Raw genomic sequence first — 21,808 nt, forward strand, 5'->3', positions numbered from 1 at the left:
ATTTAGTAGGTTATACGTTAGTGTCTACTTTACCCTTTTTCGCTAGGTTCTGGTACAGAATAAGAAGGTTCATTTGGTGCATCGTTCATAGAAACAACCAAAGGTGACTTTTTATTCGTCATTTTAGCTAGCAGGCTACCAATTCTTTGACGCATCTCACGACGGTCAACAATCATGTCGATAGCACCGTGTTCAAGTAAGAACTCGCTACGTTGGAAGCCTTCTGGTAAATCTTCACGAACTGTTTGCTCGATAACACGACGACCAGCAAAACCAATTAGAGCGTTCGGCTCACCAATATTGATGTCACCTAGCATAGCCAAGCTTGCAGATACACCACCCATGGTAGGGTCAGTCATAACAGAAACAAACGGTAGGCCTTTAGAAGACAAACGTTCCAAAGCTGCACTCGTTTTTGCCATCTGCATTAGAGACATAAGCGCTTCTTGCATACGAGCACCGCCACTAGCAGAAAAACAAACTAATCCGCAGTTTTTCTCGATAGCAGCTTCAACAGCGCGAACAAAGCGAGCACCGACTACTGAACCCATCGAACCGCCCATGAATGAAAACTCAAATGCGCAAGCAACAACAGGCATACCCAAAAGCTCGCCTTTCATTACTACTAGGGCATCTTTCTCACCACTGTTCTTTTGAGCAGTTGCAATGCGCTCTTTATATCGCTTAGAGTCTTTAAACTTCAGCTTATCTACTGGCTCAAGTTCGTTTGCGATTTCAGTACGTTCACCTTCATCTAAAAATGTTTCCAAGCGACGACGTGCTTTCATTCGCATGTGATGGTCACATTTTGGACATACTTCTAGGTTACGCTCTAATTCAGCGTGGTACAGAACCTGTTCACATGAAGTACATTTGGTCCAAATTCCTTCAGGAATAGACGCTTTACGTGAACTAACTAGGTTACTTTTCTCTAAAATTTTCTCAAGCCAACTCATGGAAGACCTTTTCTTTCTAATCTCTCGCTAACAGGCGAGAGAAACTAATTCGACATTAATGCGCAGAGGATTAAAGCATATATAAGGCAACCTGTAGACAAAAAACTGGTTGTACCTATATTTATTACTTATTGTCTCGCACCAAACATACTCACATGGAGCAATTCATTTTGGGTTAGATAAGCTTAACCTTGGTTTAATAAAACAGAAATAGTTTTGTGTTTAGAGTATTGTAACTTTTTAATAGTCGAATATTCATCCACAAAAAAGCTCTGTTTATTAATAACGGCCTTCGATCAGTCATCTAACAAAAATAATGGACCTAAAGGAGCACTCGGCAGGCCAAACTCATCTGGATAATCTACATCCACTAGATATAGCCCCCCAGCTTTCGCAGTCGCACCAGCCAGTTTTCGATCCTTTTGCTGCAGCAGCCAATGAATCCACTCTGGAGGTTGCTCTCCTTTACCCACTACTATCAAGCTTCCCGCGATGTTTCGAACCATATGATGAACAAACGCGTTTGCTTTAATATCAATCACAATGTACTGACCATGTCGAGTCACATTAAGGTGCATAATATTGCGCCAAGGACTACGAGACTGACAATGCACTGCTCTAAAAGAAGTAAAATCGTTCTCACCCAACAGGTATTGACCAGCTAAGTGCATTTTTTCCGCATCTAAATCACCATGATAGTGACTTACACCACTGCCCAGAATAGCAGGGCGGAGATTACTATTAAAAATAATGTAGCGATAACGTCGTGCGGTTGCCGAAAAACGAGCATGAAACTCATCTGAAACTTCTGTGCTCCATCGCACCGCTATGTCTTTTGGCAAATTCGCATTTGCACCCATTGTCCAAGCAATAGGTTTGCGTACTGCACTAGAGTCGAAGTGGACAACCTGCCCTGTACCATGCACGCCAGCATCTGTTCGGCCTGCACATTGAACCTCTATCTCATGATTTGCAACAACACTAAGCGCTTTTTCTAGTTCTTGTTGCACACTGCAGACTTCTTTTTGCCTCTGCCACCCAAAGTAACGAGTACCGTCGTACTCAATACCCAAAGCTATTCTCATTTCGAGCACTCATAAAAAACAGGGCGAGAAGTATATACCTAAAACCACATACGATGCCAATTTTGCTTAATTTAATTGCAATCTGGCACATAATGTAATGCCCAAGCAACCAAAAGTTACTTGGGCATAAATTGTAAATTAGCTTAGCGATACAATTAGTTATCGTCGAGTGAATCGATCAAGTTTTTTGCTTCTTGGCGAATTTCATCACTGCCATCAACAATCGCCTCTTCCAATAAGCTCCGCGCACCTTTAGGATCATTCATCTCAATGTAAATCTTCGCTAAGTCTAATTTCCCAGCTGCTTCAGAGTTCGCGTCTACGTCAGTGTCGTCCACCTCACCGATTACGTCAGGAAATTCGTTTAGGCCAACATGTAAACCCAACTCTTCCTCATCTGGCTCTGTCACCTCGTCTTCATCCATTTCAGCCATTAACTCATCAATTGTTTTATAACCTTCAGTGCTCGGCTCCAGTTCATCGAGGTCGTGTTGATTTTCCCAGTTTTCATCAAGTGCTTTGGCTTGCTCTGGCTGGTTCTGATCGTCCCAAACATTTTGCTCATCATCTGGAATCTCATCAGAAATCGTTGCTTGTTGCTCTTCAGAAAGGCTAAATCCGTTCCAGTCTTCCCCTCCAACTTCTAGCATTGAGTCTAAATCCAAACCAGCGCTATAAGTCGAATCTTCATCAAGGGGAGCATCTATTGAAAACTCGTTGGCTTGATCTGGTAGTGGCTCAGAAAGCAGCTCATGAAGCGTTTGTTCATCTAGCTCATTCGCCGATGCTATATCAAGCTTACCTTCATTTCTCGCCTCAATATCTTGAGAACTAACTTCATCAGTAGAAAGAGCATTTCGAATTGTATCTTCAAGAGCACTATCAGAAGCAGTATCTATTCCTTGCTCAACCTCTTCAGAGAGATCCCCTTCCGATTCAGACAGCAAAGAGGAAACATCTGATGCAAAGGCTTCTTCTGGGGAAAGTTTAGGCTCTGGAGGTTCAATTTCTTCCATTCCAGGGAGATCGATTGCCTCTAAGTTAAAGTCCGCTTCGAGATCTCCAACTTCTTGATCATCATCTTGCGCTTCTGCGTCAGCAAGCGCATCTTCCTCGCCATATTCAGGCAGTTCAGCTTCCGCTAGTTCAAGAGGCGCTGTTTCGGGCTGAGGCTCTTCTTCTTGTAACAACGATCGGTCTTCGACCGAACTTTCGGTATCCAACAATTCAGACTCATCAGCAGCATCAGAAAAGGCATCGGCAATAGCATCTTCTTCGTTATATTCCGGTAAGTCAGTTTCATCTAGCTCAGCTAGCTCATGCTCAGAATCTTCAACGTCTATACCTTGAATGTCAGCAGCGTCATCACTTTCAATATCAAGCAATGTATCTTCTTCAGACAATGAAGATTCAAATTCAGCAATTAAGTCATCATCTGTCAGGTCTTCAACTAAAGGTTCTTCAAATGAGCTGGCAGGCTCAAGTTCTTCAGCGTCATCTAACTCTGGTAGCTCAAAATCCGCTTCATCAACTTCGATATCACCCACTTCAGGTTGCTGCAGGTCTTCAACATCAATGTCGCCAATATCTAGGCCATCATCGTCTTCAAGCTCTAGTGACTCCTCTTCTACGTCTACTGGAACATCTAGTCCAGCTTGCGTTTCACCCTCAGTAAACTCTTCTGCCAGAGGTTCTTCAAATGGGGCGGCTGGTTCAAGTTCTTCAGTATCATCTAACTCTGGTAACTCAAAATCCGCTTCATCAACTTCGATATCACCCACTTCAGGTTGCTGCAGGTCTTCAACATCGATGTCGCCAAGATCTAGGCCGTCATCGTCTATAAGCTCTAGTGATTCCTCTTCTATGTCTACTGGTACATCTGGTTCAGTTTGCGGTTCACCCTCAGTAAACTCTTCCGCCAGGGGTTCTTCAAATGAGGCGGCTGGCTCAAGCTCTTCTGCGTCATCTAACTCTGGTAGCTCAAAGTCCACTTCATCAACTTCGATATCACCCACTTCAGGTTGCTGCAGATCTTCAACATCAATATCGCCCACATCTAAGCCGTCATCTACCTCAAGCTCGAGCGCCTCCTCATCTACATCAGCTAGAGCTTCAGATTCAGCTAACGTTTCATCCTCGGCAACCTCTTCCGATAAAGGCTCTTCAAGTGACGCTACAGGTTCGAGCTCTACCTCGTCGTTTAATTCTGGTAATTCGAAGTCCACTTCATCGACGTCGATATCACCTACTTCAGGTTGCTGCTGGTCTTCAACATCAATGTCGCCAATATCTAGGTCATCACCTGTTTCTAGCTCTAGTGCTTCCTCTTCAGCATCGACTGGAACATCAAGTTCAGCTAATGTTTCACCTTCCGCAAGCTCTTCCGTCAGAGGCTCTTCAAATGAGGCGGCTGGCTCAAGTTCTTCTACGTCATCTAGCTCTGGTAGCTCAAAATCCGCGTCATCGACGTCGATATCACTAACCTCAGGTTGCTGCAGGTCTTCAACATCAATGTCGCCAATATCTAGGTCATCACCTGTTTCTAGCTCTAGTGGCTCCTCTTCAGCCTCGACTGGAGTATCAAGTTCAGCTAATGTTTCACCTTCCGCAAACTCTTCCGTCAGAGGCTCTTCAAATGAGGCGGCTGACTCAAGTTCTTCTGCATCATCTAGCTCTGGTAGCTCAAAGTCCGCTTCATCGACGTCGATATCACCTACTTCAGGTTGCTGCAGGTCTTCAACATCAATGTCGCCAATATCTAGGTCATCACCTGTTTCTAGCTCTAGTGCTTCCTCTTCAGCATCGACTGGAACATCAAGTTCAGCTAATGTTTCACCTTCCGTAAACTCTTCAGCTAAAGGCTCTTCAAATGAAGCAGCCGGCTCAAGCTCTACAGAGTCCTCTAATTCCTGTTCGCCTGCCTCTAACTCTGACAACAGGCTTTCATCTAGCTGTTCATCAGCCGGAATATCTATACCTGCTAGAAGTTGTCCTTCGTTCAGCTCTTCAGTGTCTTCTTCGCTTTCTAGACCAGCTAGAGCTGACTCTTGTTCAGTCTCTTCATCGTCTTCAGCAGACTCCGTCTCAGATGTAGATACCTGCTCCTCTGATATAGGCGCTAAGTCAGGCGCCTCTATTGGATCATCTATCTCCCAATCAGAATCCTGAGGCACACCGAACTCATTTGGCTCTGGCTCTGGCTCTGGCTCTGGCTCTGGCTCTGGCTCTGGCTCTGGCTCTGGCTCTGGCTCTGGCTCTGGCTCTGGCTCTGGCTCTGGCTCTGGCTCTGGCTCTGGCTCTGGCTCTTCAGTGTTTATGTCTGACAACAAATCCTCAACTGTTTGTAGTGCACTTTCTTGCTCACTGTCCAACAAAGGATCCGCTTCTGGCGCTACACTATTCATGTCCTCGATAAAGTCATCGCTCACGAATGCCTGATGCTCTATTTCGGGTTGGGCCTGCTCGTTGTCAACTGTGGGCTGCTCAGCCAATGCACCAATATCACTTTCTGCTTCGACATCACTAATATCTGAAGCAAGTTCTGCTTGCTGCTCGATCTCTACTAGTTCGTCGAATAAGTCTGTGCCATTGGGATCGATATCCAAAGAAGACTCTATTTTCTCTTCAACCGAGATATCGTTGCCAACTTGCTCACTCGTATCGTCATCCACTAGCTCATCAAGTAAATCAATGCTGTCAATATCAACATCCGGCCCATCTTGATCAATTGAATCTTCAATTAAATCATCAAGAAGTTCCGCACTGTCCTCACTTACACTTACTTTATTCTCTTCATCTGACTCTTCAAAAAGCTCATCAAATGCATCAATACTTTCATCAAGAGTTTCCAATGAATCAGTGTCTACTGAATCATCAATTAGGTCGTCGAGTAAGTCAGTACTGTCTTCGTTAATGTCACTATCACTGAGAGTTTCGGATTCATCCAAAAGCTCGTCAAATACATCAATGCTACCCTCGAGCGGTTCTGGCGAGCTCGCTTCTATTGCTGGCTCTTCGATGAGGTCATCTAGTAAATCAGCGCTGTCATCTAAGAGGTCAATATCGCTCTCTGGCTGAGAGTCAGATAAAAGCTCATCTAGCGTATCCGTACTTTCGTCCAGTAACTCTTGTGTTTCTATATCGACCTGTGCCTCTTCAGCAATATCATCGAGTAAATCGACACTATTTTCCTCAAGCGGGGATTCATCTTCTGAGGCAATGAGCTCATCAAATTGTTCTGTATCATCTAAATCCAGCGTCTCTGGCGGTACTTGATCGTTAACTAAGCCTTCCACTTCAGCCAACAGCTCATCCAATAGCTCTGTGCTATCATCACCGACTTCGACATCGCTTGAGTCAACTATCTCATCTAGCAAAGCTGTTTCATCTTCAGATTCAGCCTCCAATGTGTCTAAGTCAGCTTGTGCTTCCACATTGGCAAATAGTTCATCAAGCTCACTATCTGAAGCCAGCTCTGGCTCAGGAGAACTTCCTGTTGTGTCCTCTTGTAGACTTAGCTCATCTGCAGTATCGCTTAAATCGAACTCTTCCCCACCTTCATCTAATAGAGAGCCTAAGTCCAATCCATCAGCTTGCTCTGAGTCATCTAACAAATCATCCAGCATCGACTGGTCAAGAGCGCCACCTGCTAGGTCATCCTCTCCACCTCCAGAGAGTAGTGAGTCCATATCGCCATCTAAGCTGAGAGGTTCATCACTATCACCACTTACCACCTCATCAAGCGCTTTCTCCATATCATCGAGACCAAGAGCTTCATCCTCTGCGTCAACACTAATGCCATTGGCACTATCCAAGTCCGTTAGTCCAGTATCAAGATCTCCGTCATCTCCAATACTTGCGAACGGATCTTCGCCATCATCACCCTCTAGGTTAAAGTCGAGATCTTTGTCGTCTAGATCTGCGAAAACATCGTTTTCTTCTTGCTCTTCCTCAAGGTCAAAGTCATCACCAAATAGCGAATCAGCATCTTCATCTGAATCACCAAATAGATCATCATCTAATTGGATGTCATCATCGTCCAGTTGCGCATCTGGAGCAATGCTAACCATTTGCTCTGGTTGAACTTCTGGTTGTGCAACTGGGGCTTGCTGCTCTGCTGGTCTCCTATTCATCACCAGTAAGATAATGACAAAGATTAGTAGCCCAGGAATGATAGCTAGCGCGGCAACAAACCAAATATTGGACAATAAGTTATCAGCAAGAGTTGGAGCTAGTTTCTGTTCTTTTTCAACCCGCGCACGTTCCTGCTCAAGCAATCGCTCAACTTCGGAGCGAATTCTGCCTTCATCTGACAATTCGCTTTTCAACGTCTCGACTTCAGATTCAACATCACTCAACTTGAGGTGCAGCTTGTGGTTTCTCTCTTCTAGAACAGATAACTCACCTTCTGACATCTCTAGTTGCTGTTCTAACTGAGTCACCTGAGGAGGCTTAACCACTACTGGCTTAGTCGATTTGGTTTGGTTTGGTTTCGGTTGCGCTGTAGCTTTAGTTTCATTTACGACAGTCGCTGGAGCTGTTTTAGCGGGCTCTTTAGGAGTTTGATTACTTTGAGTTCTTGTTGGTGCTTGACTAACCGGTTCAGCCGTTTGCGTGGGTGATGTAGAAACCCTTACCTGATGCGCACGCATAATATTCACCGCCTCTTGGGTAGACACAGATCTTACCTGCGCAAGAGACGGAACACGAAGCGTACTGCCGGGGATCAATTCATGAATGTTTTGCTCTGCAAAAGCCTGAGGGTTTAAACGGTATATTGCCAATAACGTTTGCTGAACAGTTACACTATTCGCTGGTCTTAAACGTGAAGCAATACTCCATAGCGTTTCATTTGCTCCAGTGGGGCCATAAAATTGAGATGGGCCAGTTTGATTATTTCGGGTGATTGGTTCGTAATACTGAGGAGACGACTGAATTTCACCATTTGGTCCAGTGACGCGAATGCCTTCTGCATGAACCAGATTAACTGGGGTTATGGCGATAACAGTAAGTAATAACAGTAGACGCTTAAAAAGTCGACGCATATAAGGCTCAGCTATGTGCTCTATACAATTAATAATAATATGAACTGTTAAATATATCGGATAAAACTGTTAAAACTATAGGATGGTTGGCAATTTTTATTGGACAAAGACAATAACCTCGGCAATCTCACACATTTTCATCACCCAATCGCCTCTAATTACAAAAAAGCCCCACTATGACAGCGAGGCTCTACATTTTAACTTAGCTAACTGTAAGATTTAAAAGTAATCGCGAATCAAAACTTCCGCAATTTGTACCGCATTCGTCGCGGCGCCTTTTCTCACATTATCAGCAACTACCCAAAGGTTTACGCCACTGTGATGACTAATGTCGTTACGGATACGCCCAACTAATACATGATCTTTGCCGCCCGCATCACGCACTTGCGTTGGAAAGTCTTCGCCATGGAACACTTCAATGCCTTCTGCGCTTTCTAGCAACTGAGTAACTTCTTCTGCATCAATTGGTGCACGGGTTTCAATATGCACAGCTTCCGCGTGGCCGTAGAAAACAGGCACTCGAACACATGTTGGGTTCACCATAATGGAAGAGTCATTGAAGATTTTCTGTGTTTCCCAAACCATCTTCATCTCTTCTTTGGTATAACCGTTATCCATAAACTTATCGATTTGTGGAATACAGTTAAACGCAATCTGTTGAGAAAATGCTTCAGGCTCTGCCGGCTTACCATTTAGTAGCTTAGCTGTCTGACCTGCCAACTCATCAATGCCCGCTTTGCCAGCACCTGCAACAGATTGGTAAGTGGATACGTTAATACGGTCGATACCAACTGCATCGTGGATTGGTTTTAATGCCACCAGCATCTGAATTGTTGAGCAGTTTGGGTTAGCGATAATATTCCGATTGCGAAACTCTGCAACAGCTTCCGGGTTAACTTCTGGCACAACTAGTGGAACGTCATATTCATAGCGAAAGTGCGAGGTATTATCGATAACAACTACGCCTTCATCGGCAGCAATCGGAGCCCACTTTTCTGATAAAGAACCACCGGCGGAAAACAGTGCAATATGTGCTTGTGACCAGTCGAATTCTTCAACATTTTGTACCGCTACTGTCTTCCCATTAAAACGGTATGTTTTGCCTTCACTGCGCTCACTGGCAAGCAAGTAAAGCTCGCCAACTGGAAAGTCTCTTTCTTGAAGAACTTCAATTAGAGTTTCTCCAACTGCGCCTGTTGCGCCTAAAATTGCAATATTGAACTGTTGGCTCATTGTGTTACCTCTATTTGAAATCCTAATTTGTGTAAAGGTTGTAGGTTACATTCTTCACGTCCTACAAGGGTCACGGCTCCAAACTCGCGGCGATCCCAATAATTTTTTCTCATGCTATCAAACGCGCCCGGTTTATGGATTTCACGTCTAAATAGCGCATCATCTTTACGAACATCGTAGATAAGTTGAGTGAGATTGTGCAAAACATTCTCATCCCAAGCTCTATCTAACCTAACTTCGGGCACTGGTGCTGTTGGAAGCAGGTCATTCGCAGAAGCTGTTAAGTCTTTATCTAAAAACTGGCAGAATCGATTGAATATTATCGTTGTTCCACGCGCTTTTCCTTCTAACCCATAACCGGCCACATGTGGGGTTACAAACGCTAGTAAGGGCAGCAACTCCATATCAACTTCCGGCTCATATTCGAATACGTCAAGTGCCGCTGTAAAGCCGTCATTTTTCAGCAACCGAGATTTAAGCGCTTGGTTGTCTACTACTGGCCCACGAGCAGCATTGATAAGAATTTGGTCATCACGAAAAGCTAAAAGCCTATTTTCATCAATCAAGTGGTGAGTCGGATGCTCTCCATCTTTAGTGATCGGCACATGCAAAGTAACGATGTCTGACTGAGCTAAAAGCTCATTAATTTCTGTGAACTCTCGGCTGTCACCAGCTTGCTGTTTCGGTGGGTCATTCAATAAGACTTTTAATCCCAAGCCCGATAAACAGTCGTATAAATAACTACCTACTTGCCCAGCACCAATGATGCCGATTGTTTTATCGAAAATAGAAAAGCCTTTCTGCTGAGCCAAAACCATCATTACGCTCAACGCATACTCGGCAACACCGACTTTGTTGCACCCCGGCGCCGCAGTAAAATGGATCCCCTTTTCGCGAAGAAGAGCTTGATCTACGTGATCCATTCCTGCTGTTGCAGTCCCAACAAATTTAAGCTTGTTGGCTTTCTCAAGTAACTCTTGATTAACTTTGGTGACAGAACGAATCATTAAGGCATCAATATCTACCAGATCATCGCTGGTTAGCGAACGCCCTGGCTTCAAAATAACTTCACCTAGCTGACTAAACAAAGAATCAGCGTAAGGCATATTTTCATCGACAAGAATTTTCATTTGGTTACTCGAAGAGTTGCAATTACTGGGATTGTGCTAAAAAGCATTGTGACTGTCGAGCAAAAGCTATCACTATATCCAAACAAACACAAAAAATGCCCACTTTCGAAAGAAAGCAGGCATTCTAGTAAAAAATTGCTTTAATCGTCTAGACGATTAGCCTTGGTACTTCTTCAGTACTAGCGTCGCGTTTGTACCACCGAAACCAAAGCTGTTAGACATAACTGTTGTGAGTTCTTGCTCACGCGCTTCAGTAACGATATCTAAACCTTCAGCAGCTTCATCTAAGTTTTCGATGTTGATGCTTGGAGCGATAAAGTTGTTATCTAACATTAAAGTAGAGTAAATCGCTTCATGAACACCAGCAGCACCTAGAGCGTGACCGGTCATTGCTTTCGTTGCTGAGATTGCTGGGCTATTTCCGCCAAAGACTTCTTGAATCGCGCCTAATTCTTTTACATCTCCAACAGGAGTCGATGTACCGTGAGTATTCACGTAGTCTACGCTATCAACATTTTGCATTGCCATCTTCATACAACGTACTGCGCCTTCACCAGATGGAGCAACCATGTCGTAACCATCAGACGTTGCGCCGTAACCTACGATCTCGCCATAGATTTTCGCGCCACGAGCAAGTGCATGCTCCAACTCTTCAACAACGACCATACCGCCACCACCAGAGATAACGAAACCATCACGATCTGCATCGTAAGTACGTGATGCTTGATCAGGGTTATCGTTGTACTTAGTAGAAAGTGCACCCATTGCATCGAACATCATAGTCAGAGACCAATCAAGCTCTTCACCGCCACCAGCGAATACTACGTCCTGTTTACCAAGCTGGATCAGTTCCATTGCGTGACCAATACAGTGTGCAGATGTTGCACATGCTGAACTCATTGAGTAGTTCACACCACGGATTTTAAATGGAGTCGCTAGACAAGCAGATACTGTTGACGCCATTGTACGAGGAACCATATAAGGGCCAACGCGCTTTACGCCTTTCTCACGTAGAATATCTACTGCATTGACTTGGTTTAGCGACGATGCGCCACCTGAACCTGCAACGATACCTGTGCGATCATTAGAAACTTGCTCTTCTGTTAAGCCAGAATCTGCGATTGCTTGCTCCATTGACAAATATGCAAACGCCGCCGCATCACCCATAAAACGCATTTTTTTGCGATCGATATGGTCAGCAGGGTTCATTTTTAGGTCGCCCCAAACTTGAGAGCGCAAGCCATTTTCCTTGAACTGCTCAGAAGCGTTAATACCTGATTTACCTGCTTTTAGAGACGCTAAAACCTCTTCGACGTTGTTACCGATACTCGAAACAATACCCATACCGGTGATTACGACACGTTTCATGTGACAATCCTATAATTCTAAATTCTGCTAAATGATAACGAAGAAGGCTAACAGAAGTGGTCAGCTTTCCCAAGCAATCATATACTGATGTACCCCAAAAATCTGCATTTTCAAGCCTTTTAGGTATACAATCCCACCTTATATCGCCTATACCGACAAAACACAATTTATTATGACTTCAATTAATAATGCCAAACTAGATTGGAACGATTCTGGGACTCCTGTCTCAGATGAGTTCGATGATGTTTATTTTTCTAACGTAAACGGTTTGGAAGAAACTCGCTATGTTTTTCTCAAGCAAAACAGGCTTCCAGAGCGCTGGGGGGAATTTAAGCATCGTCGTTTTGTCATCGCAGAAACAGGGTTTGGCACTGGACTAAACTTCCTCGCCACTTGGAAGGAGTTTGATGAATATAGGAAGAACAACCCTTCAAGTAACACCAAAGAACTGCATTTTATTAGCTTTGAAAAGTATCCTCTACACGCTCAAGATTTATCTAAAGCTCATGCTATGTGGCCAGAGTTAAAAGCTTACGCTGAGCAATTGCAAAAGTTCTACCCCATTACTATTCCAGAATGTCACAGAATCATTTTGGATGATGGTGCTGTCACCCTCGACCTTTGGTTTGGTGATATAAAAGATTCTATGCCAATGGTACCGACATTAGAGAATGGTATCGTCGACGCTTGGTTTTTGGATGGATTTGCTCCGAGTAAAAACCCTGAGATGTGGAATCAAGCTTTGTTCAATAATATGGCGAAGCTTGCTAAAGATGATTGCACATGTGCCACTTTTACTGCTGCAGGTTTTGTGCGACGAGGACTTATCGACGCTGGCTTTGACATGAAGAAAGTCAAAGGTTTTGGCACGAAGCGCGAAATGATAGCAGGTGTCATTCAGAATAAGCCCAAAACTCGAACCATTAGCCCACACTACCACCGCCAAACTGTCAGCAATGCTAAAGATGTTGCCATTATTGGTGGCGGCATCGCGAGCGCTACACTCGCGAAATCGTTATCAAGGAGAGGTATTAAAGTCACTCTGTACTGTGCAGATAGTCAGCCAGCTCAAGGGGCTTCTGGCAACAAGCAGGGGGCTATTTACCCACTCATCAACGAATCACATACTGGCGTATCTCGAGTATTCGCTCCCGGGATGTTGTTCGCTAGGCAATTCATTGAGCAATGCAGCGAAGCAGTACCCTTTGATCACAATTGGTGCGGCGTAACACAGCTTTTATGGGATAAGAAGTCTTCTGCTAAGTTAAATAAGATCGCGCAAGTTAAGTTACCCAAAGAGCTACTGGTAAAACTGACTCCAGCCGAGACAAACCAAACGGTAGGTTTGCCCGTTGATATGGAAAGCTTGCACTACCCACTAGGTGGCTGGCTTTGCCCAGCTGAGTTGACCAGCAATTTACTACAGTCTCTCGCTGAGTCAGGTTCACTCAATGTTTGTTGGAATACTTCGATTGACCAACTTAATTGGAACCCTGATGAGAAACTTTGGAGCCTTAAATCTGGCGACAATGAAACTAAACATCAAGCCGTTGTTATTGCTAATGGACACAATTTCGATATTTACCAGCAGACAAAATATTTACCACTTGGCAAAGTAAAAGGCCAAGTTAGCCACATTCCGACTACCGAAAACTTATCCAAACTAAAGACCGTGCTTTGCTATGACGGCTACATGACTCCGCATAACCCGAAAACTAGCCAGCATTGCATTGGGGCTAGTTATGATAGAACTCATATAGATCAGCACTTTGACTTACAAGCTCAATTAGACAACGCAGAAAAACTAGCAAACTGTATTCAAGATCAAGACTGGCCAAAAGAAGTTGACGTATCAGAGAATGCCTCTAGACAAGGAATTCGGTGCGTTAGTCGCGATCATCTGCCTTTTGTCGGCAATGTAGGAGACTTTAACCAGATCATCGATAATTTTGATCGCGGAGACAGCTCTCAGGAACTACCGCAATATAGTAATTTATATTGCTTACTTGGTCTTGGTTCAAGAGGGTTAAGCTCTTCTCCATTGATGGCGGAAGTCTTGGCCTCACAAATATGCGGCGACCCACTCCCCCTTCCAGCAGATGTTCTTGAAAGCATTCACCCCAGCAAAATGTGGGTAAGGAAGTTGTTGAAAGGAAAAGCTATTCAAAGATAAAACTCACGCCAGCGAATCAGCTGGCGTAAAAATCAAAGTCACTACTAAGCAATTAGATTTGTCGCTTGCTTTAATTCATCTCGTATTTGTTGGTTGGTGATTTCACCCGATTCAGAATTAAAGTTGTCGTAAAAGCTAGGCACTGAAACTGACGCCTTCAAGTCAGCACCAAAGTGCGGTGCTGATGCAGTCGCAGCAGACAGCACCGATTGCGCACCGCCAGGGCCTGGTGATGTGGCCAAATAGATAGCAGGCTTGTCGTTAAATACCTTTCTTTCGATTCGGCTTGCCCAATCAAACAAGTTTTTGTAAGCGGCAGGATAATGTCCATTGTGTTCGGCATAAGAGATCACAAAGGCATCAGCAGTCGCGAGATCATCCAAGAATTCTTTCGCTCCCGCAGCATGGCCTATCTCTTTTTCCAGATCTTCACTAAACATAGGAACATCATATTTATTTAAATCTAGAACAATTACTTCAGCTCCTTCGATTAAGTTAGCTGTGTAATTCGCGAGCGCTTTGTTGATAGATGTTGAGCTGGTACTTGCTCCGAATGCGATGATTTTCATGGTGTTACTCCTGCACGCTGATATTTGATTATTAGAATAGCAAAGCCATCACTCGCAACAACGGCAGAGATTTCACCAACATGTTCGATAAATTCGAACAATGATTTTTCGTCGTTCTAAACTTGGCTAGCGAGCTCTTGCCATAAGTCACCAACGATCTGTTGATCTGCTGGAGACAACTCGCTGCGAGCACCATCTAGACTAGCAACAATACGTGCCTTGAGCTCGGCTAAATCTGCAATACCTTCTTCTTCACATGCAGCAGCAGACAAAGAAATATGCCCACGAAGATAACCGCCAGCAAACAGTTCATCATCTGAAGCTGTCTCAATTCGTGCATCAATTAAATCCAATAACTTCTCTTCAATTTCAAATATCATATTTCTTTTAATCTCAATAAGGTGTATTACTTCACTAGAAAATCTTGTGGGCTTAACTCTGGCGTAGAGTAAAATATGCGTAGTGCGTCAGACAACATTTTAACTCGTGTAGGCAACCCAACCTGCAATATGCTCAACACTTCTTGGTGTACTTTATTCATAAAAGACAGGCGGTCAGGCTCAAACTCACCATGCAAGTTATCGCAGCTCACATTGAAGTTAAAGCCAGCACTTTTAGATAAAATCCACTCATAAGCCTGAGGACGAACTTCAACTTGCTCAAATTGCTTTTGCGTCGCTTCGTCACGGCCATCGGGTTCATACCAGTACCCAAAATCTTCTAACAATCTCCTTTTGGGGCCAGCAACACACCAATGTGCGATTTCATGTAATGCAGAAGCATAGAAACCACGAGCAAAAATGATCCGGTGAAAAGAGTTGCTTTCGTCAGCTGGCAAGTAAATGGGCTCATCACCACCAAGGACGAGTTTGGTGTTGTAGCTGTGATAAAAGGTATCGTTAAAAAGAGTAATTAGGTCTTGATACTGATGATTCATGATGAATATACGTTACAAATTTCGCTGGTATTCTCTCTTTTTTCTTTGGCTAGGTAAACAGACAACCCGATACTCGCTGAAGATTAGCAATTCTTATGCGAAAATGGCTTTTATCCCTATAAAATCTCATTCGTCAAAAGTTATCTTTAGGCATACACTCTCGCTTCATTTTTATCGACTGAATTAACTAGGGTCCACCACCCTTTCGAGGTGCAGTATGCTGCTTAGTGTTTTATATATTATTGGCATCACGGCTGAAGCAATGACTGGCGCACTAAATGCCGGACAAAAGAAAATGGATTGGTTTGGTGTCATGCTTGTTGCGAGTGTGACTGCCATTGGCGGAGGCACTGCGCGTGACATTCTATTGGGTCACTTTCCAGTGTCATGGGTTGCTCACCCACAATATTTGGCCATTACCTGTATTGCTGGCATCACTACAACAGTTCTCGCTAAATGGGTGATCCGCTTAAAGGGGCTCTTTCTTAGACTTGATGCGCTGGGACTCGTCGTATTCAGTATCATTGGTACTAACGTTGCCATGACGACAGGTCATCCTGCACTCATATGCCTAGTTTCTGCTGTTGTTACTGGAGTATTTGGTGGATTGCTTCGCGACCTAATTTGTAGGCGCACACCGCTCATTTTGCACAAAGAGCTATATGCCTCTGTCGCTTTCTTGTCATCGGGGCTTTACATGGGACTACTGCATATTGGTGTTTCTGATATATATGCCACTATTGCAACGCTTGTTATTGGATACAGCGTACGTATGTCTGCTCTAAAGTTTCATTGGCGCCTACCCACCTTCCAGCTGGAAGTTGAAGAGTCTCTTCACTAAGCGACGACGCAAATATCCATGCCCATGTAAAAAGCCCTCGATAAATTCGAGGGCTTTCTCTTTGTAGATGTGATTTTAAATCTTTGGCGTTTCCGTCGTAACACCGTGATTTTGACCGCGATGGCGTAGAAGATGATCAAGCAAAACAATGGCTAGCATTGCCTCTGCAATTGGCACAGCTCGAATCCCAACACATGGATCGTGACGACCTTTTGTAATCACTTGTGTTGGTTCACCAGACTTGTCAATTGTCTCACCCGGTACGGTAATACTCGACGTTGGCTTCAAAGCAATGTTGGCAACGATATCTTGCCCAGTTGAAATGCCGCCTAAGATGCCACCAGCATGGTTACTCGCGAAACCAGCAGGAGTTAATGGATCACGATGCTCACTTCCCTTTTGAGAAACGACATCAAAGCCATCACCAATCTCAACGCCTTTCACTGCGTTAATACTCATGAGGGCATGCGCAATATCTGCATCTAAACGATCAAAGATCGGTTCACCTAAACCGACCGGTATGTTAGTCGCGACTACCTGAAGTTTGGCTCCGATTGAGTCACCTTGCTTTTTCAAATCACGAATAAGTTGATCAAAGTCTGCAACTTTATCGACGTCTGGACAGAAAAAAGCATTATTCTCAATTTCTTGCCAATCGACTTTATCGATGGACACGTCACCCATCTGAGATAGGTAGGCACGAATTTCGACATCAAATTCTTGCTTTAGGTATTTCTTCGCTATTGCACCTGCAGCTACTCGCATTGCTGTTTCACGTGCCGAAGAGCGGCCACCACCACGGTAATCCCGTACGCCATATTTTTGATGGTAAGTGTAATCAGCGTGACCAGGACGAAACTTGTCTTTAATTTCCGAGTAATCTTTTGAGCGCTGATCAGTATTTTCAATCAATAGCCCAATCGAAGTGCCTGTTGTCGTGCCTTCAAATACACCTGAAAGGATTTTTACCTCATCAGGTTCACGACGCTGGGTAGTATATTTAGAAGTGCCCGGGCGACGACGGTCTAAATCCTTTTGCAGGTCGGCTTCGGTTATCTCCAGTCCAGGAGGACAGCCATCTACAATACATCCGAGTGCGATACCGTGGCTTTCTCCAAACGTTGTCACTCGAAAATGTTGTCCGATACTATTTCCTGCCATTGTGTCCTCTATTACATATTTCTCTGAATGCCTGGCTAAGCTTCCATTTATACCTTGTTTGGATAACTTAGCCTCAGAGTGTCTGTTTTCTATTCTTCGTGCCAACATAGTGGCTTTATTAACATTTGTTGTAAAGAGTTAAACTTAACTAAGCCAATTCTACTCAGCTACAAACGAAAAAACGCCAAGTCATAAGACTCAGCGTTTTAAGGTAACTCAACAATTTAGCCGTTAATCTTTGTAAAGGGAGAACTCAGCAGCATGTTCGACAAGTTGGTCACGAGTCAGCAAGAACACGCCATGACCGCCATTCTCAAACTCTAACCAAGTAAATGGTATCTCAGGGTATTGTTCCATCATATGAACCATGGAATTGCCAACCTCACAAATCAAAATACCTTTTTCTGTTAGGTAATCGGGTGCATTGGCAAGTATTCTGCGTACCAATTTCAACCCATCGGTACCAGCCGCAAGACCAAGCTCCGGTTCATGGGTAAATTCTTCTGGCAAACTATTCATATCTTCTTCATCCACATAAGGAGGGTTCGATACGATTAGGTTGTATTTCTCTTTCGGTAAGTCACGGAATAGATCTGAGCGAATTGGGAAAACTTGCTGCTCCATACCATGATCTTGAATATTCTGCTCAGCCACTTGAAGTGCATCTGCTGAGATATCAATTGCGTCGACCTCAGCTTCAGGAAACGCGTGAGCACATGCAATCGCGATACAGCCGCTTCCGGTACACATGTCCATAACACGCACTGACTCTTCGATTAACCAAGGTTGAAATTGCGCTTCAATTAGCTCACCAATCGGTGAACGTGGCACCAATACTCGCTCATCGACAAAGAATTCTAAACCACAGAACCAAGCTTTGTTGGTAAGGTAAGCCGTTGGAGTACGTTCATTGATACGCTCAATTACACGCTCGACAATACGCAGCCTCTCACTGCTAGTCAGACGAGAGTTCATTACATGAGCTGGGATATCGATAGGAAGATACAGTGTTGGCAAGATCAACTGGACGGCTTCATCCCAAGCATTATCAGTACCATGACCATAAAATAAATTCGCCGCATTAAAACGACTTACTGTCCAACGAACCATATCTTGAAGAGTATGCAGCTCCGATACAGCCTCTTCTATAAAAATCTTATCCAAATTTGCCTCCCAAAAGCGCTACAATACTGATAATTCGATCTCTTAATTTTATCCTTATGAGCCAAAACGACAACGAACACGACGACGATTTCAACTTATTTAGAGACGCAGTAAAGGGCGTAAAAAAGTTGCGTCAGGATACCATAATCCAGCAGCCAACGAAAAACGTTAAACAAAAACAGCAAATAAAAACCGCAAGAGAAGCCAGTGACAGCGAGTTTTATTTCTCAGATGAGTTTGTACCGCTGCTAAATGAGGAAGGCCCGACGCGATACGCCAGAGATGATGTGTCACAATATGAGGTGAAACGCTTGCGCAGAGGTGTGTATGTTCCAGATGTGTTTCTTGATATGCACGGTATGAACCAACAAGAAGCAAAAAAAGAACTTGGCGCTATGATAGCTTACTGCATCAAAAACGACGTTCATTGCGCTTGCGTTCAACACGGCATTGGCAAGCACATACTTAAGCAAAAAGCACCTCTGTGGTTGGCTCAACATCCAGATGTTATGGCTTTTCACCAAGCACCACTCGAGTTTGGCGGTGACGGCGCATTGCTAGTATTACTATCGATTCCTGAAAAATAGAAAGCAAGCTTGTTATAATTCTAGACAATCAGCTGAGATCCTTTAACTAAGTTGATTGTCACTATCTATTAAAACAAAAAACTCCAACCGATTGATTACCTTTCATTAAATTAACAGACAAATACCAACTAAACCTTAATAAGTTTTTAGTATGCTTTCACCTAATTATCCAAAACAAAAACAAAAGTGGTGAATGCATGAATCTAAATCATAAAATATATTTATTACCCTTAGCTCTACTGCTAGGAGCTTGCAGTAGTCCTACTCCGACAACCCCATTCAAAATTACAACATCTGTTCCGGTGACCAACACAAAGCTATCTTCTGGCTCAGGGGCTGTGATAGATAAACATCAGCTAGTTGTCGTTGGTGATGATGAACCTTGGCTATTTGATGTTGATGTGCACAGCTATAGCATCAAAAACAAGGAGCTAATAAAAAGCTACCCGCTAAATACGTCAGGCCGCATAGACAAGAGTGTTAAGCCTGATTTTGAAGCAATGAGCACAGTAACTTACTTAGGAAGTAAGCATTACCTAATTCTTGGCTCAGGTAGCAAATCAACAAGGAGATCTGCGTTTCTCATTGATATAGTTGGTAAAAACAAGAAAACGCTAGACTTAAAACCACTATACAAACAACTCTATGCCGTCTCTGGCTTTAAGAGTAAGCAACACATAAATATTGAAGGTGTTGCCACAACGGAAAACAAGATATTCATCTTCAATCGTGGTAACTCAGGTACAAACATCATATTCGAGATGGACTTGAATCAATTTTTTGCGTTTATTGACAAGCAATCGAGTTCATTGTCTTCACTGAAAACATTCTTTGTGACGCTACCAAAAATTGATGGTGTTGAGTCAACCCTATCTGGTGTGGATTACTGGCCACAAGCGAACAGCCTAATTATCTCTGCCTCAGTGGAAGGAAAAAGTGATGCGATTAATGATGGTAAAGTGTTAGGCTCATTTGTAGGAGTATTACCAATATCCGCATTAGAATCGAACAATAGCTCATCAAATACGCTATCACTAAGCCCTTATATGCAGCTACTTAAGAAACAAAATAAAGTGGTAATAACCAAGATTGAAGCTGTCGCAATAGATAGTTCAACTAACCATTCAGCATCAGGATACTTTGTTAGTGATAACGACAATGGAACCAGTCAGTTTATTCATTTCAATATAGAACAGTAATGAGATAACCACGTTGCCGAGCCTATATAATACGTAGGCTCGGCCATTTCTTTACAGTTTACCAACCATTGTAAAAACTGCGGCCAACGTATCGTGGCCAAACGCAGCACTACGATCTGGTGACCATCCATACAGCTCATCGGCATGGCTGATATGGTCTTTAAACGGCATCTCGACAGTGTAAGACAAGCATTTAAACTGTTCGCCAACCCAGTTAGAGCCAACTGTTGGATTTGCTTTGCCTGGCTCATCTTTGTCGTAACCTACTTCATCCTGAAATTCAGGTGTAATCGTAAGTAGAGCTTGTTTAAAGTCATTCTCTAATTGAGCAATTCGCTCATCATAAGAAGGGTTGCCTTCGCACCCTGCGACAAAATTGTAAGGAATCGCCTCATCGCCATGAATATCTAAGAACATATCAACGCCTGTCTCAAGCATACGTTCTCTCACCAAGTACACTTCAGGGCTGCGATCCATCGATGGCGATTGCCATTCACGATTTAAGTTCACGCCAATGCCATTCGTGCGCAAGTGTCCACGGATGCTGCCATCTGGGTTCATGTTTGGTACAACTCGGATCACTACGTTATCTAGTAACGCTCGGCCAACGGTATCTGTTTCATCCAGTAAGCGTTGCAAAAAGCCTTCGATAAACCATTCAGCCATAGTTTCACCAGGATGTTGGCGTCCAATCACCCAAATGTTTTTCTTTTCAGAGCTTGGTTCACCAATCGTCAGTAGGCTCATATCATTGTTATCCAAAGTATGTCCTAACGTTTCCAATTTACATGCTGGATGCATTTGCGCACTGTGCAAAAGGTCTTGATGACGGTCGTAAGAATAAGGAGCAAAGTAAGCAAAGTACATAGAACCTTGCTCGGGGATGATATCGAATGTCAGAGCATTGCCATCAAATTTAGCAGGAACTCTGAACCATTCTTCACGGTCATAAGAAGCAACCACATCATAGTCACTCCACCCTTCTGGGTATGCCGAAGTAACGAGTTCACCAATAGTAAAATGATGTGATAGCTGAGCTTCACTTTCTAAACGAAAATGAAACCATTGCGAGATATCCGTCTGGTTGTCTGCTGGAATAGTCAGTTGAATATCTTGAGGAGAATCAGCGGATACGACGTGAATATTGCCACTTTCAAAATTGCTAAATATTTTCATTTTACTGTGATCCCATTGTTGAGTTGGAAGTAAGACTAACACACCTAAACGACAAGAATCACTTACGCAAAAACTTTACATTTTCTTTATACATTCCGCGTGAACTTTATGCCTACTTTATATTCTCCTTGTTAACCTACCAGCCGATTATCATGTTACGAGGTTTGTGCCACAAACTTATTAAA

General features: G+C 43.6%; 16 protein-coding genes. 4 read left to right on the plus strand and 12 right to left on the minus strand.

Features of this window, described 5'->3' with window-relative positions:
• Nucleotides 1–29: 29 nt before the first annotated feature.
• The 6 genes from accD to fabB all read right to left on the minus strand — a co-directional run bounded on the left by accD (nt 30) and on the right by fabB (nt 11,816).
• Nucleotides 30–956 carry an acetyl-CoA carboxylase, carboxyltransferase subunit beta gene (gene accD / locus L7A31_RS15305; protein WP_237362640.1) on the minus strand — a complete coding sequence of 309 codons (927 nt, stop codon included), beginning with the start codon at nt 954–956 and terminating at the stop codon, nt 30–32.
• A 296-nt stretch (nt 957–1,252) separates the two neighbouring features.
• Nucleotides 1,253–2,041, minus strand: coding sequence for a tRNA pseudouridine(38-40) synthase TruA (truA, locus tag L7A31_RS15310; RefSeq protein WP_237362641.1), 789 nt, complete (start codon nt 2,039–2,041; stop codon nt 1,253–1,255).
• Nucleotides 2,042–2,196: 155 nt separating this feature from the next.
• The gene (locus L7A31_RS15315; protein ID WP_237362642.1) at nt 2,197–8,085 is read right to left on the minus strand and encodes a FimV/HubP family polar landmark protein; all 5,889 of its coding nucleotides are present in this window, start codon (nt 8,083–8,085) and stop codon (nt 2,197–2,199) included.
• A 219-nt stretch (nt 8,086–8,304) separates the two neighbouring features.
• Nucleotides 8,305–9,318, minus strand: a complete 1,014-nt coding sequence (locus L7A31_RS15320; RefSeq protein ID WP_237362643.1) for an aspartate-semialdehyde dehydrogenase — start codon at nt 9,316–9,318, stop codon at nt 8,305–8,307.
• Nucleotides 9,315–10,448 (minus strand): 4-phosphoerythronate dehydrogenase, encoded by a 1,134-nt coding sequence (locus L7A31_RS15325; RefSeq protein WP_237362644.1) that lies wholly within the window; start codon nt 10,446–10,448, stop codon nt 9,315–9,317. The genes L7A31_RS15320 and L7A31_RS15325 overlap by 4 nt, the downstream gene beginning before the upstream one ends.
• A 156-nt stretch (nt 10,449–10,604) precedes the next feature.
• A complete protein-coding gene (fabB, locus tag L7A31_RS15330) occupies nt 10,605–11,816 on the minus strand; it encodes a beta-ketoacyl-ACP synthase I (RefSeq protein WP_237362645.1) in 1,212 nt (403 codons plus the stop codon).
• Nucleotides 11,817–11,988: 172 nt separating this feature from the next.
• Here fabB and mnmC point away from each other — a divergent pair, with 172 nt between their 5' ends.
• On the plus strand, nt 11,989–13,989 hold the full coding sequence (mnmC, locus tag L7A31_RS15335; protein ID WP_237362646.1) for a bifunctional tRNA (5-methylaminomethyl-2-thiouridine)(34)-methyltransferase MnmC2/FAD-dependent 5-carboxymethylaminomethyl-2-thiouridine(34) oxidoreductase MnmC1: 2,001 nt from the start codon (nt 11,989–11,991) through the stop codon (nt 13,987–13,989).
• Nucleotides 13,990–14,033: 44 nt separating this feature from the next.
• On the opposite strand, the gene L7A31_RS15340 is transcribed toward mnmC, so the two are convergent.
• The 3 genes from L7A31_RS15340 to L7A31_RS15350 form a co-directional block, all read right to left on the minus strand.
• Nucleotides 14,034–14,558, minus strand: coding sequence for an NADPH-dependent FMN reductase (locus tag L7A31_RS15340; protein ID WP_237362647.1), 525 nt, complete (start codon nt 14,556–14,558; stop codon nt 14,034–14,036).
• Between the two features lie 116 nt (nt 14,559–14,674).
• Entirely contained in the window at nt 14,675–14,938 is a 264-nt protein-coding gene (locus L7A31_RS15345) for a YfcL family protein (protein ID WP_237362648.1), read from the minus strand.
• A 26-nt stretch (nt 14,939–14,964) separates the two neighbouring features.
• Nucleotides 14,965–15,495: an elongation factor P hydroxylase gene (locus L7A31_RS15350; RefSeq protein ID WP_237362649.1), complete on the minus strand. Its 531-nt coding sequence runs from the start codon at nt 15,493–15,495 to the stop codon at nt 14,965–14,967.
• Between the two features lie 217 nt (nt 15,496–15,712).
• On the opposite strand from L7A31_RS15350, the gene L7A31_RS15355 reads away from it, so the two are divergent.
• Nucleotides 15,713–16,336: a trimeric intracellular cation channel family protein gene (locus L7A31_RS15355; protein ID WP_237362650.1), complete on the plus strand. Its 624-nt coding sequence runs from the start codon at nt 15,713–15,715 to the stop codon at nt 16,334–16,336.
• 75 nt (nt 16,337–16,411) lie between these two features.
• Here the strand turns inward: L7A31_RS15355 and aroC are convergent, their stop codons facing one another.
• Both aroC and prmB read right to left on the minus strand, forming a co-directional pair.
• Nucleotides 16,412–17,497 (minus strand): chorismate synthase, encoded by a 1,086-nt coding sequence (gene aroC, locus L7A31_RS15360; protein WP_237362651.1) that lies wholly within the window; start codon nt 17,495–17,497, stop codon nt 16,412–16,414.
• Between the two features lie 231 nt (nt 17,498–17,728).
• Nucleotides 17,729–18,661, minus strand: coding sequence for a 50S ribosomal protein L3 N(5)-glutamine methyltransferase (gene prmB / locus L7A31_RS15365; RefSeq protein ID WP_237362652.1), 933 nt, complete (start codon nt 18,659–18,661; stop codon nt 17,729–17,731).
• A gap of 56 nt (nt 18,662–18,717) precedes the next feature.
• Here prmB and smrB point away from each other — a divergent pair, with 56 nt between their 5' ends.
• Together smrB and L7A31_RS15375 are read left to right on the plus strand one after the other, a co-directional pair.
• On the plus strand, nt 18,718–19,248 hold the full coding sequence (gene smrB / locus L7A31_RS15370; RefSeq protein ID WP_237362653.1) for an endonuclease SmrB: 531 nt from the start codon (nt 18,718–18,720) through the stop codon (nt 19,246–19,248).
• 197 nt (nt 19,249–19,445) lie between these two features.
• Nucleotides 19,446–20,447 carry a DUF6929 family protein gene (locus tag L7A31_RS15375; protein ID WP_237362654.1) on the plus strand — a complete coding sequence of 334 codons (1,002 nt, stop codon included), beginning with the start codon at nt 19,446–19,448 and terminating at the stop codon, nt 20,445–20,447.
• Nucleotides 20,448–20,498: 51 nt separating this feature from the next.
• Here L7A31_RS15375 and L7A31_RS15380 read toward each other — a convergent pair whose 3' ends face one another.
• Nucleotides 20,499–21,623, minus strand: a complete 1,125-nt coding sequence (locus L7A31_RS15380; protein WP_237362655.1) for a M14 family metallopeptidase — start codon at nt 21,621–21,623, stop codon at nt 20,499–20,501.
• Nucleotides 21,624–21,808: the final 185 nt, after the last annotated feature.

Origin of the sequence: Vibrio marisflavi CECT 7928 (assembly GCF_921294215.1) — a bacterium.
Lineage (GTDB): Bacteria > Pseudomonadota > Gammaproteobacteria > Enterobacterales > Vibrionaceae > Vibrio > Vibrio marisflavi.

Bases quoted from the DNA above. Each gene is read 5' to 3' on its own strand.
- aroC (WP_237362651.1), bottom strand. From the start codon at position 17,497: ATGGCAGGAAATAGTATCGGACAACATTTTCGAGTGACAACGTTTGGA.
- L7A31_RS15380 (WP_237362655.1), bottom strand. From the start codon at position 21,623: ATGAAAATATTTAGCAATTTTGAAAGTGGCAATATTCACGTCGTATCC.
- L7A31_RS15375 (WP_237362654.1), top strand. From the start codon at position 19,446: ATGAATCTAAATCATAAAATATATTTATTACCCTTAGCTCTACTGCTA.
- L7A31_RS15340 (WP_237362647.1), bottom strand. From the start codon at position 14,558: ATGAAAATCATCGCATTCGGAGCAAGTACCAGCTCAACATCTATCAAC.
- fabB (WP_237362645.1), bottom strand. From the start codon at position 11,816: ATGAAACGTGTCGTAATCACCGGTATGGGTATTGTTTCGAGTATCGGT.
- L7A31_RS15355 (WP_237362650.1), top strand. From the start codon at position 15,713: ATGCTGCTTAGTGTTTTATATATTATTGGCATCACGGCTGAAGCAATG.
- mnmC (WP_237362646.1), top strand. From the start codon at position 11,989: ATGACTTCAATTAATAATGCCAAACTAGATTGGAACGATTCTGGGACT.
- L7A31_RS15325 (WP_237362644.1), bottom strand. From the start codon at position 10,448: ATGAAAATTCTTGTCGATGAAAATATGCCTTACGCTGATTCTTTGTTT.
- smrB (WP_237362653.1), top strand. From the start codon at position 18,718: ATGAGCCAAAACGACAACGAACACGACGACGATTTCAACTTATTTAGA.
- L7A31_RS15350 (WP_237362649.1), bottom strand. From the start codon at position 15,495: ATGAATCATCAGTATCAAGACCTAATTACTCTTTTTAACGATACCTTT.
- L7A31_RS15345 (WP_237362648.1), bottom strand. From the start codon at position 14,938: ATGATATTTGAAATTGAAGAGAAGTTATTGGATTTAATTGATGCACGA.
- accD (WP_237362640.1), bottom strand. From the start codon at position 956: ATGAGTTGGCTTGAGAAAATTTTAGAGAAAAGTAACCTAGTTAGTTCA.
- truA (WP_237362641.1), bottom strand. From the start codon at position 2,041: ATGAGAATAGCTTTGGGTATTGAGTACGACGGTACTCGTTACTTTGGG.
- L7A31_RS15315 (WP_237362642.1), bottom strand. From the start codon at position 8,085: ATGCGTCGACTTTTTAAGCGTCTACTGTTATTACTTACTGTTATCGCC.
- L7A31_RS15320 (WP_237362643.1), bottom strand. From the start codon at position 9,318: ATGAGCCAACAGTTCAATATTGCAATTTTAGGCGCAACAGGCGCAGTT.